This is a genomic window from Thioclava arctica, from assembly GCF_040892615.1.
In the GTDB taxonomy this organism is placed as follows: domain Bacteria; phylum Pseudomonadota; class Alphaproteobacteria; order Rhodobacterales; family Rhodobacteraceae; genus Thioclava; species Thioclava arctica.
This window is the reverse complement of record NZ_JBFRYC010000002.1, coordinates 523074-539387: the sequence shown is the minus strand read 5'-3', so window position 1 is coordinate 539387 and position 16314 is coordinate 523074. Positions and strand designations below refer to the sequence as shown.

Annotated in this window: 20 protein-coding genes and 1 tRNA gene; 3 read left to right on the top strand and 18 right to left on the bottom strand. The window is 60.8% G+C overall.

Translation table 11 applies throughout. The features are described from left to right. Positions 1 to 74 precede the first annotated feature (74 nt). The gene (gene ykgO / locus AB4874_RS05405) at positions 75 to 200 is read right to left on the bottom strand and encodes a type B 50S ribosomal protein L36 (protein ID WP_038065693.1); all 126 of its coding nucleotides are present in this window, start codon (positions 198 to 200) and stop codon (positions 75 to 77) included. A gap of 73 nt (positions 201 to 273) precedes the next feature. Continuing rightward, a tRNA-Val gene (locus AB4874_RS05400) sits at positions 274 to 348 on the bottom strand. A gap of 183 nt (positions 349 to 531) precedes the next feature. Here AB4874_RS05400 and AB4874_RS05395 point away from each other — a divergent pair. Further along, entirely contained in the window at positions 532 to 1413 is an 882-nt protein-coding gene (locus AB4874_RS05395; RefSeq protein ID WP_368391214.1) for an N-formylglutamate amidohydrolase, read from the top strand. 6 nt (positions 1414 to 1419) lie between these two features. Here the strand turns inward: AB4874_RS05395 and AB4874_RS05390 are convergent, their stop codons facing one another. The 3 genes from AB4874_RS05390 to clpB all read right to left on the bottom strand — a co-directional run bounded on the left by AB4874_RS05390 (position 1420) and on the right by clpB (position 5793). After that, positions 1420 to 1725, bottom strand: a complete 306-nt coding sequence (locus AB4874_RS05390; RefSeq protein WP_368391213.1) for a hypothetical protein — start codon at positions 1723 to 1725, stop codon at positions 1420 to 1422. 71 nt (positions 1726 to 1796) lie between these two features. Beyond that, complete coding sequence (locus AB4874_RS05385) at positions 1797 to 3074, bottom strand: DNA polymerase IV (RefSeq protein ID WP_368391212.1); 1278 nt, start codon at positions 3072 to 3074, stop codon at positions 1797 to 1799. Positions 3075 to 3171: 97 nt separating this feature from the next. Beyond that, a complete protein-coding gene (clpB, locus tag AB4874_RS05380) occupies positions 3172 to 5793 on the bottom strand; it encodes an ATP-dependent chaperone ClpB (RefSeq protein WP_295532483.1) in 2622 nt (873 codons plus the stop codon). Between the two features lie 214 nt (positions 5794 to 6007). Between clpB and AB4874_RS05375 the strand changes: the two genes are divergently transcribed. Next, positions 6008 to 6217 (top strand): hypothetical protein, encoded by a 210-nt coding sequence (locus AB4874_RS05375; protein WP_295532485.1) that lies wholly within the window; start codon positions 6008 to 6010, stop codon positions 6215 to 6217. Positions 6218 to 6289: 72 nt separating this feature from the next. Beyond that, on the top strand, positions 6290 to 7003 hold the full coding sequence (pyrF, locus tag AB4874_RS05370) for an orotidine-5'-phosphate decarboxylase (protein ID WP_368391211.1): 714 nt from the start codon (positions 6290 to 6292) through the stop codon (positions 7001 to 7003). Positions 7004 to 7011: 8 nt separating this feature from the next. Here pyrF and AB4874_RS05365 read toward each other — a convergent pair whose 3' ends face one another. The 13 genes from AB4874_RS05365 to ffh all read right to left on the bottom strand — a co-directional run bounded on the left by AB4874_RS05365 (position 7012) and on the right by ffh (position 16215). Then, positions 7012 to 7251 (bottom strand): hypothetical protein, encoded by a 240-nt coding sequence (locus tag AB4874_RS05365; RefSeq protein WP_368391210.1) that lies wholly within the window; start codon positions 7249 to 7251, stop codon positions 7012 to 7014. A gap of 234 nt (positions 7252 to 7485) precedes the next feature. Beyond that, positions 7486 to 7761, bottom strand: a complete 276-nt coding sequence (locus AB4874_RS05360) for an NfeD family protein (protein WP_368391209.1) — start codon at positions 7759 to 7761, stop codon at positions 7486 to 7488. Beyond that, a complete protein-coding gene (locus AB4874_RS05355) occupies positions 7761 to 8642 on the bottom strand; it encodes an SPFH domain-containing protein (RefSeq protein WP_295532493.1) in 882 nt (293 codons plus the stop codon). The genes AB4874_RS05360 and AB4874_RS05355 overlap by 1 nt, the downstream gene beginning before the upstream one ends. Before the next feature lie 51 nt (positions 8643 to 8693). Beyond that, entirely contained in the window at positions 8694 to 8852 is a 159-nt protein-coding gene (locus tag AB4874_RS05350; protein WP_368391208.1) for a hypothetical protein, read from the bottom strand. Between the two features lie 117 nt (positions 8853 to 8969). After that, positions 8970 to 10679, bottom strand: a complete 1710-nt coding sequence (gene metG / locus AB4874_RS05345) for a methionine--tRNA ligase (protein WP_368391207.1) — start codon at positions 10677 to 10679, stop codon at positions 8970 to 8972. 192 nt (positions 10680 to 10871) lie between these two features. Further along, on the bottom strand, positions 10872 to 11093 hold the full coding sequence (gene rpmE, locus AB4874_RS05340) for a 50S ribosomal protein L31 (RefSeq protein ID WP_295532497.1): 222 nt from the start codon (positions 11091 to 11093) through the stop codon (positions 10872 to 10874). Between the two features lie 11 nt (positions 11094 to 11104). After that, positions 11105 to 11476, bottom strand: a complete 372-nt coding sequence (rplS, locus tag AB4874_RS05335) for a 50S ribosomal protein L19 (protein WP_295532499.1) — start codon at positions 11474 to 11476, stop codon at positions 11105 to 11107. A 253-nt stretch (positions 11477 to 11729) separates the two neighbouring features. Then, on the bottom strand, positions 11730 to 12569 hold the full coding sequence (gene trmD / locus AB4874_RS05330) for a tRNA (guanosine(37)-N1)-methyltransferase TrmD (protein ID WP_368391206.1): 840 nt from the start codon (positions 12567 to 12569) through the stop codon (positions 11730 to 11732). Then, positions 12562 to 13383 carry a hypothetical protein gene (locus AB4874_RS05325; RefSeq protein WP_368391205.1) on the bottom strand — a complete coding sequence of 274 codons (822 nt, stop codon included), beginning with the start codon at positions 13381 to 13383 and terminating at the stop codon, positions 12562 to 12564. The genes trmD and AB4874_RS05325 overlap by 8 nt, the downstream gene beginning before the upstream one ends. 3 nt (positions 13384 to 13386) lie before the next feature. Beyond that, a complete protein-coding gene (gene rimM, locus AB4874_RS05320) occupies positions 13387 to 13893 on the bottom strand; it encodes a ribosome maturation factor RimM (RefSeq protein WP_295532505.1) in 507 nt (168 codons plus the stop codon). 80 nt (positions 13894 to 13973) lie between these two features. Beyond that, positions 13974 to 14360 carry a 30S ribosomal protein S16 gene (gene rpsP, locus AB4874_RS05315; protein ID WP_295532507.1) on the bottom strand — a complete coding sequence of 129 codons (387 nt, stop codon included), beginning with the start codon at positions 14358 to 14360 and terminating at the stop codon, positions 13974 to 13976. A gap of 57 nt (positions 14361 to 14417) precedes the next feature. Continuing rightward, complete coding sequence (locus AB4874_RS05310) at positions 14418 to 14714, bottom strand: chorismate mutase (protein WP_295532509.1); 297 nt, start codon at positions 14712 to 14714, stop codon at positions 14418 to 14420. Positions 14715 to 14718: 4 nt separating this feature from the next. Beyond that, positions 14719 to 16215, bottom strand: coding sequence for a signal recognition particle protein (ffh, locus tag AB4874_RS05305; protein ID WP_295532510.1), 1497 nt, complete (start codon positions 16213 to 16215; stop codon positions 14719 to 14721). Positions 16216 to 16314: the final 99 nt, after the last annotated feature.

Genomic DNA, 16314 nt, shown 5'->3' with positions numbered 1-16314 from the left:
TGTGAGCGCCACATATGACAAAGCCGCGCCGGGGTGACCCACGGCGCGGCTTTATACGTTAGGCTCGGTCTGCTTCAGCCCTGACGGGCTTTGAAGCGACGCTGCGTCTTGTTGATCACATAGACGCGGCCCTTACGGCGCACGACCTGGCAATCGCGATGACGCTGCTTGAGCGAGCGGAGCGAGTTACGGACCTTCATTGGTCTTCTCCTATTCGCGGCGCGCGTGCGCCTTGAAAAACGAAGCCCCCGAACACCGGGGGCGGTGAATCGATGGTGGGCGGTACTGGGATCGAACCAGTGGCCACTACGATGTCAACGTAGTGCTCTACCGCTGAGCTAACCGCCCACAGCCGTTCGACCCCGTTTCATCGCCCCAATCATGTCAATATCCCGAAGGGTAATTGAACAAACCGAAGGGCGCGGGATCGCGTCGGTCTGGGGGTCTATAAAAGGAGTCGAAACGGCTTTCAAGGGGGATTTGGCTACAAAGCGATCCGGTGTAAGCTCTGGCGCATCATCGCGAGGCTCCATGACCGAAAAACCACATCACTCAGACCCACATTCTGTATCGGCCTTCACGCTTTTGCCCCCTCAGAGCGCGCAGACTGCGGTGATCTTTGCCTCACCGCATTCCGGCGCGCATTACCCCGAGAGCCTGCAACGGCGGTCTGTGTTGAATATGATGCAGTTGCGGTCTTCTGAAGATGCGTTTGTGGATCGCTTGCTGGCATCAGCACCTCGCTATGGTGCGGCGGTGATTGCGGCGCAATATCCGCGCGCATGGGTGGATCTGAACCGAGCCGAAGATGAACTTGATTCGGCGTTGATCGCAGGGCTGGAGCGCTCGCATCCCGGTCCGCGTGTCGCAGCAGGGCTAGGGGTGATTCCGCGGGTAGTCTCGGGCGGCCGGGCGATCTATCGCGGCAAGATTGCCCAGATCGAGGTGGCTGCGCGTCTCAACCATGTCTGGCGGCCCTATCATGCGGCCTTGGGCAATCTGTTGACGCAGACCCATCAGCGCCAAGGTCAGGCGATTTTGATTGATGTGCATTCGATGCCCTCAGAGGCGTTGGACAGTTTGGGCGCACGCCGCCCCAGAATCGTTCTGGGTGATCGCTATGGGGCCTCGGCGGCGCGCCCCTTGGTGGCGCAAATCGAGTCGGTCTTTGCCGCAGAGGGCTTGGCCGTGTCGCGCAACACCCCCTTTGCGGGGGCGTATATTACGCAGCGATACGGGCGGCCACGCGACAATATCCATGTCGTGCAGATCGAGATCGACCGCGCTCTCTATATGGACGAGGAGCGCGTCGAGCCCAGTGAAGATTTCCGCGCCTTTAGCGCCTTGATGGAGCGCGCCATCGCACAAATCTGTGCCATCGGCGCGCAACCCATGCGTATGGCCGCTGAATAGGTGGTTCTAGGCTGCGTAAAGCGCCTTGACCTCGCGAGCCAGTTTTTCAGCTGCGACATCAGATGGCCAGATTATGGCATGAAATCCGCCGCGAGAAGCTGCCGGCCAAACTGTCGTTGCGCTGCTCAACCGCACTGATTTTCTTCCCGACAGTTTGATGGAACGCATGGTGCAAGCGATTGATTTAACAAAATTTCGCGTCTTCACGGGTGCCTGAGGAAATCCCAAAGCCACCCTCGCCTTTAGCTCAATCTTCCAAGGGGCATGCGCACCAATCGCGGTGCGCAGCGCATGGTCAAGAGGTTTGCTCATCAATCCGCCCTTCGCATGTCGTCTGGCGATGGTGCGTATCGGGGGGTGAAGATCGCGTAAAGATTGCCAGATCAGCCCGAATTTTTATCTTTCGCAGTTAGTCCGCGCCCGGTGTTGATCGCCGTGTCGCCAAAGCGCGCGCGAATCGCATCTGCGGCGCGTTCAGCGCCCGCGCGTTTGCTAGCCTGCGGATCAAGCAGATCGCCCACCGGATCACGCCCATCCGCGGCGCAAAGGTCTGAAAATCCGATCCCGATCAAGCGATAGGCCATGGCGGGCGGCAGCGCATTAAACAGGCGCTCGCCCGCGCGATACAGCGTGTCGGCCAACTGGCTTGGCTCTTCAAGCTGGGTTTGCCGCGTGAGCGAGGAAAAATCGGCGCGCTTGAGTTTGAGCGTAACGGTGCGCCCGGCAATTTCGCGCGCTTTCATACGTGCAGAGACCTTTTGCGACATATGCCAAAGCTGCGCCAAAAGCTCTGCGCGTTCGGTCATATCCGTGGCGAAAGTGGTCTCGTTGGACACCGATTTGATGGGCGCATCGGGGGTGATTTGACGGCTGTCACGCCCATGTGCCAACTCAAATAGCCGCGCCCCGGTTGCGCCAAACCGCGCAACCAGCCGATCCTGACCCGCGCGGCGAATATCGGCCAGCGTGCGGATGCCAGCGCGCCCCAAAGCCGCACGCGTTGCCGCCCCGACCCCCCATAAAATCCCCACTGGCTTGTCGCGCAGAAAAGTCTCGGTATCGGCCCGTCCGATCACCGAAAACCCGCGCGGCTTATCAAGATCCGAGGCGATCTTGGCGAGAAACTTGTTATGCGACAGTCCAACCGATGCACTGACGCCCACCTCGGTTTCAATCGCGCGCGCCAGCCGGGCCATTTGCAGCGCCGGGGGGGCGTTGTGCAGCTTGGTGGTGCCGGTCAGATCAAGAAAGGCCTCATCCAGCGAGAGCGGTTCAATCTGTGGGGTAAGCGCCGCCATCCGGGCGCGAATCTGGCGCGAGACGGCAACGTAATGATCCATGCGCGGCTTGATGATCACCGCATCGGGGCACAGCTTGCGCGCCTGAAACATCGGCATTGCCGAGCGTACACCCGAAATCCGCGCGATATAGCAGCAGGTGGTGACCACACCCCGCGTGCCGCCCCCCACGATCACTGGCTTCGCGCTCAGCGAGGGATCATCGCGCTTTTCGACCGACGCATAAAAACTGTCGCAGTCAATATGCGCGATCGACAGCTCGAACAGTTCGGGATGGGACAGGATGCGTGTGCGCGCACAGTGCGGGCAGCGCGGGGGCGCGTGCTCGAAAGTGGCTAGGCAATCTCGGCAAAGTGCGGGCATGACTCAGACATTCTCCAAGCCGATCTTTTACGTCATCTTCCTCTTGACGCAAATATCCCGAGGGGTCCGGGGGGCAGAGCCCCCCGGCTGGTTTCAATTAGTGCAAGGGCACGCCTTCGCCCTTCGGCTTGCCCTTGGGCGTGGCCGCGTGGCCGTTGATCACAAGCCCATCGGGGCCTGCAGAGACCGTAACGGTAGCGCCATCCATCACCTTGCCACCCAAGATCGCCTCGGCGAGCGGGTCTTGCAGCGAGCGCTGGATCACCCGTTTCAACGGGCGTGCCCCGTAAACCGGATCATAGCCTGCATCTGCTAGCCATTTGCGCGCCGCCGCATCCAGATCCAGCGAGATCTTGCGTTGCGCCAGCCGTTTTTCGAGCAGCTTGAGCTGAATGGTCACGATGCCAGTCATATCCGCGCGGTTGAGCCGGTCAAAGATCACCATCTCATCCAGACGGTTGAGGAATTCGGGGCGGAAATGCGCCCGAACGGCTTCCATGACCTGCGCCTTGGCCTGTTCACCATCGCTGCCCTCGGGTAATTGGCTTAGCGCCTGAGATCCGAGGTTCGAGGTCAACACGATCAGCGTTTGCTTGAAGTCCACGCGACGCCCCTGACCATCGGTCAGCACACCGTCGTCAAGCACTTGCAACAGCACGTTGAACACGTCGGGGTGGGCCTTTTCGACCTCATCGAACAGCACGACCTGATAGGGGCGCCGACGAACCGCTTCGGTCAGCACACCGCCCTCATCATAACCGACATAACCAGGAGGGGCGCCGATCAGCCGCGACACGGAATGCTTTTCCATGAACTCGGACATGTCGATACGCACCATCGCCTGATCATCGTCGAACAGATAATTCGCGACGGCCTTGGTCAGCTCGGTTTTCCCCACGCCGGTCGGCCCGAGGAACAGGAAGCTGCCCAGCGGACGGTTTTCGTCGTTCAGACCCGCGCGGGCACGGCGTACGGCATTGGCCACTGCGGTGATTGCGGTGTCCTGACCAATGACGCGCTTGTGCAGCTCTTCTTCCATCTTGAGCAGCTTCTCACGCTCGCCTTCCAGCATTTTCGAGGTCGGGATACCTGTCCAACGCTCGACCACTTCCGCGATCTGCTCGGGGCGCACCGATTCCTCGACCAAAAGGTCGTCGCCTTCGGCGGCATCGGCCTCGACCAGCTGTTTTTCCAGCGACGGAATGATGCCGTAAGACAGTTCCCCCGCGCGCGCCAGATTGCCCTCGCGCTTGGCCTGATCCAGCTCGGCGCGCGCCTTGTCGAGTTGCTCTTTCAGGGTGCGTCCCGATTCCAGTTTGTCGCGCTCGGCCTGCCATTTGGCGGTCATCTCCGAGGCCCGTTCCTGCACCTCGGCCAGTTCCTTCTCGATCTTTTCGAGCCGGTCCTTGGAGGCGACGTCATCCTCTTTCTTGAGCGCCTCTGCCTCGATCTGCATTTGCAGGATCTGGCGATCCAGCGCGTCGAGTTCCTCGGGCTTGCTGTCGACTTCCATACGCAGACGCGACGCGGCCTCATCCATAAGGTCGATCGCCTTGTCGGGCAGGAAGCGGTCGGTGATGTAGCGATGGCTCAACTGGGCCGCCGCAACCAGCGCCGAATCCGAGATCCGCACGCCGTGGTGCATCTCGTATTTGTCCTTGATGCCGCGCAGGATAGAGATCGTGTCTTCGACGGTCGGCTCTTCGACCATCACGGGCTGGAAACGCCGCGCCAAAGCTGCGTCTTTCTCGACATATTTGCGATACTCGTCGAGCGTCGTGGCACCCACGCAGTGCAACTCACCGCGCGCAAGCGCCGGTTTGATCAGGTTGGCCGCATCCATCGCGCCATCGGATTTGCCCGCGCCCACAAGCGTGTGCATCTCGTCGATGAACAGGATGATTTCACCCGCTGCCGATTCAATTTCCTTAAGAACGGATTTCAACCGCTCTTCAAATTCGCCGCGATATTTCGCACCGGCAATCAGCGCGCCCATATCCAGCGCGAGCAGCTTTTTGTTCTGCAGGCTTTCGGGCACGTCACCGTCGATGATGCGCAGCGCAAGGCCCTCGGCAATCGCGGTTTTACCCACGCCCGGTTCCCCGATCAGCACCGGGTTATTCTTGGTGCGCCGGCTGAGCACCTGCATGGTGCGCCGGATCTCATCATCGCGCCCGATGATCGGGTCAATCTTGCCCTGCTCGGCGGCCTCGGTCAGATCGCGCGCATATTTCTTGAGCGCGTCATAGCCTTCCTCAGCTGAAGCACTGTCAGCAGTGCGCCCCTTGCGCAGATCGTTGATCGCGGTGTTCAGCGATTGCGCCGTGACCGCCCCAGCCTCTAGCGCGTCTTTCGCGCGCGTGTTCACAAGGGCCAGTGCCATCAGCACCCGCTCAACCGGAACAAAGCTGTCACCGGCTTTCTTGGCGATCTTTTCGGCCTCATCCAGTACACGCACGAGGCTTTGCTCGACATAAACCTGCCCGTCGCCGCCCGACACTTTGGGCAGCTTGTTCACGGCCAGATCAACGGCTTCGGCAACGCGTTTTGGCTCGCCGCCTGCGCGGGCGATCAAATTGGACGAAAGGCCCTGATCGTCATCCATCAATGCCTTCAAAAGATGCTCTGGCACCACACGTTGATGGCCCTCGCGCATTGCGATGGTCTGGGCGGCCTGAAGGAAGCCGCGCGACCGTTCCGTGAACTTCTCCATGTTCATCGGTCTCTCCTTTTTGATAAAGCCCCCGGAAAATTTCGGGCCCTGAAAAGGCACCCACTGGCCGGGTCTCGAACAAGAAATGGGCTCGGGGCAGGGGCGCTTCAAGAGGATATCGCGCGGCGGACCCGGAAATTTCGTCGCAGTTGGAAACCAATTGGTAAGCATTGGCGTTTACCTTGGGACAACCATGATCACCCGCTTGGAGATAGGTCACATGCACCATGCCAGCGCCGCCCATATTGCCCACCTTATCTATAACGCCGCGCAGCGCCAATTTGAAGCGGTGGTGGAATTTTTCACCCCCGGACTGGCGCAACCGCTGCGCATTCCCGTTCTTGTTGAAGCAAACGAACGCATCAGTTACGGCCAACTCGCCCGCGCGCTGACGCGCGAGGCGCAGCGTCGCGGCATCGGTGGGCTGTAAACGCTGATGCTGCGCTTGACCTAGGCGCGATTGCCCCCCATCAGGGGGGCGACCCGCGAAAGGAGCGCCCTGATGACCGATCAAACCTTGCCCGCAGATGACCGCTTGATCGTGGCGCTTGACGTGCCCAATGCCCATGAGGGGCTTTTGCTGGCCAATCGGCTGGGTGATGCGGTGTCGTTTTACAAGATCGGGTTGGGAATGCTGACGGGGGGCGGGCTTGCGCTCGCGACCGAACTGAAACTCGATCAGGGCAAACGTATTTTCCTTGATATGAAGCTGTTTGACATTGGCGCAACGGTGGAGGCTGCGGTGCGCGGCTTGGCGCAGTTCGATCTGGATTTCCTGACCGTGCATGGCGACCCCTATGTCGTGAACGCGGCCAAGCAAGGCGCCGCTGGCAAGGATATGAAAATTCTCGCGGTGACGATTCTGACCTCGCTGGATCGCGCCGATCTGGATGGCGCGCTGATCAAGCCGGGTGATATTGCCGATCTGGTGGTCGAACGGGCGGGGCGCGCTTTTGAGGCGGGCGCCGATGGCGTTATCGCCAGCCCTCAGGAAGCGGCGCTGATCCGCGCCTTGCCCGAGGCGGCAGGCAAGCTGATCGTGACACCCGGCGTGCGTCCGGCCGGGGCTGATCTGGGGGATCAGAAGCGCATCGCAACGCCCGCATCAGCCGTGGCCGCGGGCGCAGATCACATCGTGGTTGGCCGCCCCATTCATCGCGCCGGCGATCCGCGCGCCGCTGCCGAGGCGATCGTGGCCGAACTGCGCGCGCGCTGATCAAGCATCTACTGAGTTTTCGTCCTATCCGCCGTCACCCCACCTTTCGGATTGGGCGACACGGTCACAGTCGCATCGGTTTTATCCGTGATCTGCTTATAGGCGGGGGGATCGGTGGCCACCTGCGCCCCGCCATCCAGCGGCGTGTCGGCGATCAGCCAGATGACCACGCCCAGCGCCAAAATAAGCGCTATGAACGTCAGGATAAGCCCACCAATATTGGTCTGTCGTGAAGATGTCCGCATCATGCCAGTTCCCGAGTTGTGTCGTGGTATGAACGCCGAGACGCGCGCCGCGTTCCCTATGCGTCTTGCAGATAGGCGGGCATCGGCTGATGGCAAAACGACGCTCCAATGAGCGCCGCTTCCATTTTGCGAAACTGGCCAGAATGGGCCAGCTGTGCCTATGCCTTTGAGCCAATCTCGACCGCTACAACTGACACAGAAACGCTACCCTGTTCGCGCACGTTCCATCACAGCGGCTCAGTTATCGTTGATGTCGCGATCCCAGACCTTGGTCTGACCATGGCGCACGCCCATGATCCGGCGCAGCACCAGCCAGCTCAAAACAGAAATCGCGGCGAAAATCAGCAAGGTCAGCGGCACATAATGGCCCAGAACTCCGATCCAGATCAGCGCCCCCACGACCACCGCCCCAATTGCAAAGCCTAAAAACACAAAGCCGGGGATGAGCATTTCCAACACGCCCAGCACCACGCCCGCGACGACCCATACCCAACCTTGCTGCCAGTATTCCATCACTTTTTCCCTAACAAGTGGAAGGCGTCCGTAAAGGCCTCGAGGGCGGCGGCGGGCAGAATAATGGTCTGCTTGCCCTCACCCTTGGCGACCTGCGCAATCGCATCGACCTGCTTCAAAGCCACCTGATATTGCGCAGCCGCGAGCCCATTTTTGGCGATGGCCACTGCGACGACTTCGGTTGCATAGGCTTCGGCATCGGCGGTGATGCGACGGGCCTCCGCCTCTTTTTGCGCCTGAAACAATTTTGCTTCGGCGTCCAGCTCGACCGCGCGCTTGCGCCCTTCGGCCTCGGTCACGGTGGCGCGGCGTGCACGCTCAGCGTTGAGCTGCTGCATCATCGCGGCGCGTGTCGCCTCGTCGAGATTTACGTCGAGCACCTCGGCGCGCGTCACCTCGATCCCCCAATCATCGACCATCGCGGCGACCTGCTCGCGCACTTTGGAGATCAGTTGCGCGCGGTTCGATTGCACCTCGTCGAGTTCCAGAACGCCGATTTCCGAGCGCACGATCCCCGCTACAGTCGTGGCAATCGCTGCATCAACATCGCGGATACGATAGACAGTCTTTTCCGGCTCGATGATGCGATAAAAGACCGAGGTTTCGACCTTGACCAGCACGTTATCGGCGGTGATCCCGTCTTGCATCGCATTGGGTAACTGGCGTTCAAGGATCGAGATTTTATGCGGAACGCGGTCCAGAAACGGCACGATAAAGTTGAGCCCCGGCCCCAGCACCGAGCGCAGTCGCCCAAAGCGTTCAACGACATATTTTTCAGATTGCGGCACGATCCGCACGCCCAGAAAGACGCAAATGATCAGGAAGACTGCGATGGCAATCATCACGATGTCGCCGCCGCCCAGTAATTCGATAATGTTCATTCTTATCCCGTGGATTATTTGCTGATTTGCCTATTGAGCGCGAGTATAGCCTTAATGTGACGCATTGGGGAGGACCCTGAGCGCGAGCAACACCAATACCACCAAAACGGCCCAGCCGCCGGGCCGCGAGATCAGCCAGATCACGAGGGCGAGGCTTGTGAAGACCAGTCGCGATCCCGCCATGGTCAGAACGCCAAAAAACGGTCCCATCAGCTAGGACTTTGCGTGTGTGAAACGATCATGGCCTGCTCCTGCTTTTTGCACGAGAGTGCCGCAAATCGCGCCTTTTGCAAAGCGTTTACGCAGCGCGGTCTGCGTTTGGCGTTCTCAGTCGCGCGTTCCGGCAAAGCGTTTTTGCCAGTCTTCGCGCTCCTCATCTGCGATCTTGCGAAACAGAACCTCGGGCGTGGTGAAGGCATGACCTGCGGGTAGGGCGGCCAGCGCAGCCTTCACATCCTGAGGCCAGCTGCGATCCTCGGTCTGCATCGCGCCCAGCATGCTATCTGCAGCATCCGGGATGAACGGCGCAGACAGCACCGCATAAAGCGGGATCAAATTCAGCGCGAGGCGCGCAATCGCTGCAGCCCGGTCGGGATCGGTTTTGAACGCCGACCAAGGGGCCGAGGCTTGCAGATACTCGTTCCCGGCCACCCAGATCGCGCGCAATTCAGCGGCGGATTTGCGAATGTCCATCGCTTCCATATGGGTTTCATAGGCCCGGATGCGGGTGGTCAATTCGTCGATCAGCGTGTCTTCCTGCTCGCCCCATGCGCCACCTTCGGGCAACGCTTCGCCGAATTTGGAGCGGGTGAACTTGGTGATGCGGCTGACGAAATTGCCCAGCACATCAGCCAGATCCTTGTTCACCGAAGTCTGGAAGTTCTCCCAAGTGAACTCGCTATCCGCGCTTTCGGGCGCATGGCTTAGCAGCCACCAGCGCCAGTAATCGGCGGGCAGGATTTCCAGCGCCTGATCCATGAACACGCCGCGCCCACGCGAGGTCGAGAATTGGCCGCCATCATAGTTCAGGTAGTTGAACGATTTGATGTAATCGACCAGCTTCCACGGCTCGTTCGAGCCCAAAATCGTCGCCGGGAAAGACAGCGTGTGGAAGGGCACGTTATCCTTGCCCATGAATTCCGTGTAGGTCACGTCATCGGCGCCCTTGTCGGTGCGCCACCAGCGCTCCCAATCGCCGCCGGTCTTGTCGGCCCATTCCTGCGTCGCCGCCAGATATTCGATTGGCGCGTCGAACCAGACGTAGAAAACCTTGCCTTCCATGCCTGACCACGGCGCGCCCTCAAATTGCGCAGGCACGCCCCAGCTCAGGTCGCGCGTGATGCCGCGATCTTGCAAGCCGTCGCCATCATGCAGCCATTTCTTGGCAATCGAGGTGGTCAGGATCGGCCAATCGGTCTTGCTATCGATCCACGCATCCAGTTGATCCTTCATCGCCGATTGGCGCAGGAACAGGTGCTTGGTCTCGCGCAGTTCCAGATCGGTCGAGCCGGAAATCACCGAATGCGGGTTGATCAGATCGACCGGATCAAGCTGCTTGGTGCAATTGTCACATTGATCGCCGCGCGCGCTTTCAAAGCCGCAATTGGGGCAGGTGCCCTCGATATAGCGGTCCGGCAGAAAGCGGCCATCGGCCTTGGAATACATCTGCTTTTCGGTCACTTCACGCAGCAACCCGGCCTTGGCAAGTTGCACGGCGAAATGTTGTGTCAGCTTGCGGTTTTGCGCACTGGAAGAACGCCCGAAGTGATCAAAGCTCAGCTTGAAGCCGCGCGCGATCTCGGCCTGCACCTCGTGCATCTCGGTGCAATATTCGGCCACCGGCTTGCCTGCTTTGGCGGCGGCCAGTTCGGCAGGCGTGCCGTGTTCGTCCGTAGCGCAGATGAACATCACCTCATGGCCACGCGCGCGCTGATAGCGGGCGAACAGATCGGCGGGCAACTGACTGCCCACGAGATTGCCCAGATGCTTGATCCCGTTGATATAGGGAATAGCGGAGGTAATCAGATGACGCGCCATGAAAGCCCCTTGATCGGATGTGTTTGGCGAGGGTTTACAAGGGTTTTGGCGTGAGGGCTAGGGGGCGCGGTGCGTCAGTGCATGCATCTCCGCGCACATGTCGCAGCCCCCAGAAGATAACAGGGCCGTCGGCGCGAGCCATGAAAAAGGGCGCCCCGAAAGGCGCCCTTGGTTCGAAACATATGGGTCGGCTTAGAAGCCCAGACCAGCATATTTGTTTTTGAACTTCGACACGCGACCGCCGGTATCCAACAGGCGCGAGCTGCCGCCGTTCCACGCCGGGTGCGAGGTCGGGTCGATGTCGAGCGTCATGGTTGCACCCTCGGCACCCCAGGTGGTGCGCGTCTGGTACTCGGTCCCGTCGGTCATCTTGACGGTGATCTGGTGGTAGTCGGGATGGGTTTCGGCTTTCATTGTCCCGCTCCTTACGCTTTGGCTTTGTAATTGGTGTCTTCGGCGATACGGGCCGATTTACCGCGACGGGTGCGCAGGTAATACAGCTTGGCACGACGCACGCGACCGCGGCGAACAACTTCGATCGAGTCGATGTTGGTCGAATACAGCGGGAACACACGTTCCACGCCTTCGCCGAACGAGATCTTGCGCACGGTGAACGAAGCGGCCAGCGTTGCGCCGCCTTTGCGCGCGATGCACACGCCTTCGTACATCTGGACGCGCGAGCGGGTGCCCTCGGTCACTTTGTAGCCCACGCGAACGGTGTCGCCGGCTTTGAAATCGGGGATAGTTTTGTCGAGTGCGGCGATTTGTTCCGCCTCGATCTGCGCGATCAGGTTCATCGCAAGTCCTTTCATAAGCTCACGGTTTTTCCCGTGAAGGTTTGTCGCCGCCTCAGAGCTCCGGGTCTTCATCGGGTTCGTGGCCTTGATCGCAAGGGTCACGCCCGCCGGGAGGGTTCAGGTCGTCTTTCGCTTTGGTCCTTGATTTGCGGTCGTCTCGCGGTTGAAGAAAATTCCCGCACGCCACAAATAAAGGGTCCGAGGGCCGATTCCGGTCCGGACCTGCGCGTGATACGGCCAAAGCGCGGCTAAATCAAGCCTCGCCCGCATCCGTTTTGCCCTGTTTTTGCAGGTATTGTGCCCAAAGATCGGGGCGGCGCGCACGGGTCAGCGCTTGTGACATCTCATGGCGCCATTTTTCGATCTTGCCGTGATGGCCCGACATCAGCACTTCGGGGATCGCGCGGCCTTCCCATTCGGCGGGCTTGGTATATTGGGGATGTTCCAGCAAGCCATTGGAATGGCTTTCTTCTACGGCCGAGTCCGCATTGCCCAACACGCCGGGGATAAGCCGCACGGTCGCGTCGATCAGCACTTGCGCAGCCACCTCGCCGCCAGTCAGAACGAAATCCCCGATGCTGACCTCTTCGATGCCGAACTGTTCGAGCACCCGCTCGTCCACGCCCTCGAATCGCCCGCATAACAGGGTCATCCCCTCGGCTTGCGCAAAGCGTTGCGCCATCGCCTGCGTCAGCGGGGCACCGCGCGGCGACAGGTAAACCACCGGCCAAAGCGCGCGGTCTTGCGGCGTCCCGATGCGCGCCTGCGCCAGCGCCGCACCCACCACATCGGCGCGCAGCACCATGCCCGCGCCGCCTCCTGCGGGGGTGTCATCGACATTGTGATGCTTGCCGATCCCGAACGGGCGCAGGTCGATGGTTTCCAGCGCCCAAAGCCCCAATTCCCGCGCCTTGCCCAACAGGCTAAGCCCAAGCGTGCCAGGAAACGCATCGGGGAACAGCGTCACGATTTTCGCGGTCCATGCGCCTTTGATGCGCGGCGGCTCGTCCATCAACGAGCGCGGCTGGCGATTGGCCGATATGCTGAGGCGGCCATGCGATTTGCGGCCCATCGGGGGGGGAGTGTCAGTCATTATTCGCCCTCAATTTTGCGTCCTCGCGCCATGCCTCGCGCATGACATCGCGCTTGGCCTGTTCTGCCGCATCCGTAGGCAATCGCTGCGCGTTGATCGCGGCCAAGGCATCGGCCAAAGCCGTCAAATCAACCCCGCGTGGCCGCGCGTTCTGGGGAGGCGCCGGTTTGATCTGCGCGCGCTCCGCCGGGCTGAGATTCATCAGGTCAAGCAGCGGCGCTATCGGACCTTCGGGGCGGGTTTTGCTGTGTTCAAGCGGATGCGTGATCAGCAGCGTGCCCCCCAATGCGGCGCGGGTCTGCGCCAGCACAGACTCGATTTGAAACTGCGGCGTGATCCGGGCGCGAAAACTTGCCTGCGTTTCGGCCAGAGTGCTGGTGCGCACCTGTTGCCAATGCAGGCTGTCGATCCAGGCGGCGGGATCGCGGGTCGAAAGGTAGAATTGCAGATCGACCGATTTGCCGAGCTGCTTGTGGATCACATCGCGCATCGCGGCCAGCAGGATCGGCGCGACCGCGTAGCTGGATACGTTCGGATCGCCCGGCATCGCGCCCATGATCCGCTCGTTCGAGATGACGATGCCGCGCGCGTCACGGCGTTGTTCGCCCAGCCAATCGGCCAGCGCGGCCTTGAACAGACCCAGTTCCAGCGGATCACCATTGAGCGAGACATGGCGCGCGGCGCGCGAAATCCCCGCAATGTCATAGCGCAGTCCGAAAACCCAATCGGGCAGGCGGTCGCGGGCCTCGCGCAAGATCGCTTGAATCGTCGAACTGCCGGTCTTGTGAAAGCCCGCATGAACGATCACGCGCATCCGCTACAGATCCTCGGGCGGGTCGATCACGATGCGTGCGGCGGCCAGATCGACCGTGGGCACGATAGCCTTGGTGAAGGGCAACAGCAGCGGGGTCTTGCGCCCCGGCGCGTTGATTTCCAGAATGTCGCCCGCGCCGTGATTGTGCACCGCGCGCACCGATCCGACTTTCGCGCCGCCGGTATCGACAACCTCAAGCCCGATCAGATCGGCGTGGTAAAATTCATCATCGGGCAGCGAGGGTAGCTGCGCGCGATCGGTCCAAAGCGTTGTACCCCGCAGCGCATCGGCCTGTTCTTTGGTCGCAACGCCCTTGATGCGCGCGCCCAACCCGTTCTTGAGCGGGCGGGTGAGTTTGATCTCATATGTCTGTGCGCCGTCTTCGCTATAAAGCGGCGCGTAATGGGCGATGTCTTCGGGTTCGGCGCAAAAGCTTTTGATGCGGACCTCGCCTTGCACGCCAAAGGCGCCGGCGATGGCGCCCACACAGATACGCTCGAGAGTGGACATGACTGCGCTCCTAAATCCCGAAAACGGGCAGGGGCCGAGCAAAACCTGCCCGGCCCACCATCCATCCTAAACGACGCGGATTATTCCGCCGAGGCTTCGGCTGCAGGCTCTTCGGCCGGAGCGTTGGCCGCGGCTTCTTTGGCGGCTTTCTGTTCGGCGCGCTCGGTGGCTTTCTTGCCGGGAACAGCTTTCTTTAGGTTCTTGCGCTCGGTCTTGGCAACGACGCCCGAAGCTTCGAGGAAGCGTGCGATACGGTCGGTGGGCTGTGCGCCCTTTTCAAGCCAATGCTTGACGCGCTCGACGTCCATTTTCACGCGCTCTTCGCTGTCTTTGGCGAGCAGCGGGTTATAGGTGCCCAGCTTTTCGAGGAAGCGACCGTCGCGCGGCATGCGCGAGTCGGTAGCGACGATCGAGTAGAACGGGCGCTTCTTGGAGCCCCCACGGGCGAGACGGATCTTCATAGCCATTGCGTTATCTCCTTTGGATGGCTGGTGATGGGCGAAACTAGCCCGTCATTTCTGGTGTTATTTCTGGAATCGTTCGTGGTGGCGGATCACTTCCGAAATCACGAAATTCAGGAATTTCTTGGCGAATTCCGGGTCGAGCCCGGATTGCAGCGCCAGCGTTTCAAGGCGTGCAATCTGCGTGGCCTCGCGTGCGGGGTCAGAGGGCGGAAGCTGGTGCTCGGCCTTGAGCTTGCCCACGGCCTTGGTCTGAGCGAACCGCTCGGCCAGGGTGTAGATCAGTACGGCATCGAGCCGGTCGATGCTGTCGCGATGCTCGGCCAGCAGATCGGCGGCGCGGGTGGTTGCGTCACTCATCGGCTCAGTTCTTCTTTCCAAAGCCCGACAGGCCCGGCGGCAGTGCGCCGCCCAATCCACCCAAGCCGCCCTTGGGCAGCTTGCCGCCCATCGCTTTGGCGGCGGCTTCCAGTTCGGCGGGGTCCATATTGGCCAGATCGGGCGTGCCGCCCTTGCCGCCCATCAGTTTCATCGCCTGCTTGAGCATCCCGCCCTTGCCCATCTTGGACAGCTTTTTCATCTGGTCCGACATCTGGCGGTGCATCTTGAGCAGCTTGTTGAGGTCAGACACCTCCAAGCCCGAACCTGCCGCGATCCGCTTTTTGCGGCTTGCTTGCAGGATCTGTGGATTGGCGCGCTCTTTCTTGGTCATCGAATTGATCAGCGCGATCTGATGCGTGATCGTTTTGTCGTTCAGGCCCGCATCTTCGGCTTGCTTGGCGTATTTCGCCATGCCCGGCATCATGCCCATCACGCCCTGCATGCCGCCCATCTTGAGCATCTGATCAAGCTGGCCCTTCATGTCGTTCATGTTGAACAGGCCCTTTTGAAAGCGCTTGGCCATGCGCTCGGCTTGTTCCTGTTCCAGCGTTTCTTGCGCGCGCTCGACCAGCGCGACAATATCGCCCATGCCAAGGATACGGCCCGCGACACGTTCGGCCTCAAAGGTCTCAAGCGCATCCATCTTTTCGCCAAGACCGACAAAGCGGATCGGTTTGCCGGTGACGGCACGCATCGACAGTGCCGCACCGCCGCGCCCGTCGCCATCCATCCGCGTCAGCACGACGCCGGTGACGCCGACTTTTTCGTCAAACTCGGTGGCCACATTCACAGCGTCCTGACCGGTCAGACCATCGACCACCAGCAGGGTCTCGCGCGGGTTCGCCACGTCACGAACCGCCTGCACTTCGTCCATCAGGACTTCGTCGATATGCAAGCGCCCGGCGGTGTCGAGCATGTAAACGTCATAGCCGCCCAGTGTCGCCTGTTGCTTGGCGCGCTTGGCGATCTGCACGGCGGTTTCGCCTTTGATGATCGGCAGCGTGTCAACGCCGATCTGGGTGCCGAGAATTTGCAACTGCTCCATTGCGGCGGGGCGGTTGGTGTCCAGCGAGGCCATCAGCACCCGCTTGCCTTCGCGATCCTTCAGCCGTTTGGCGAGCTTCGCGGTAGTGGTCGTTTTCCCCGAGCCTTGCAGGCCGACCATCAGGATCGGCGCGGGCGGGTTGTCGATTTTCAGCGTATCGGCGGGACCCTCGCCCGCGAGCATCGCGATCAGCTCGTCATGCACAATCTTGACGACCTGCTGACCGGGCGTGACCGATTTGGTCACGGAAGCGCCGGTCGCCTTGCCCTCAACCGATTTCACGAATTGCTGTGCGACCGGCAGCGAAACATCCGCCTCAAGCAGGGCCACGCGCACTTCGCGCAGCGCGGTTTTTACGTCATCGGCGGACAGTGCGCCTTGTTTGGTGAGCCGGTCGAATACGCCGCCAAGGCGTTCTGAAAGACTTTCGAACATGGGTCACCCTCCAGTGGCAGAGCCAAGCAAACGACAAGCACACCAGTGGGCGCAACGCGCTGACTGGTGGCGATCCCGACCGAATGCCGGGACCGGAGG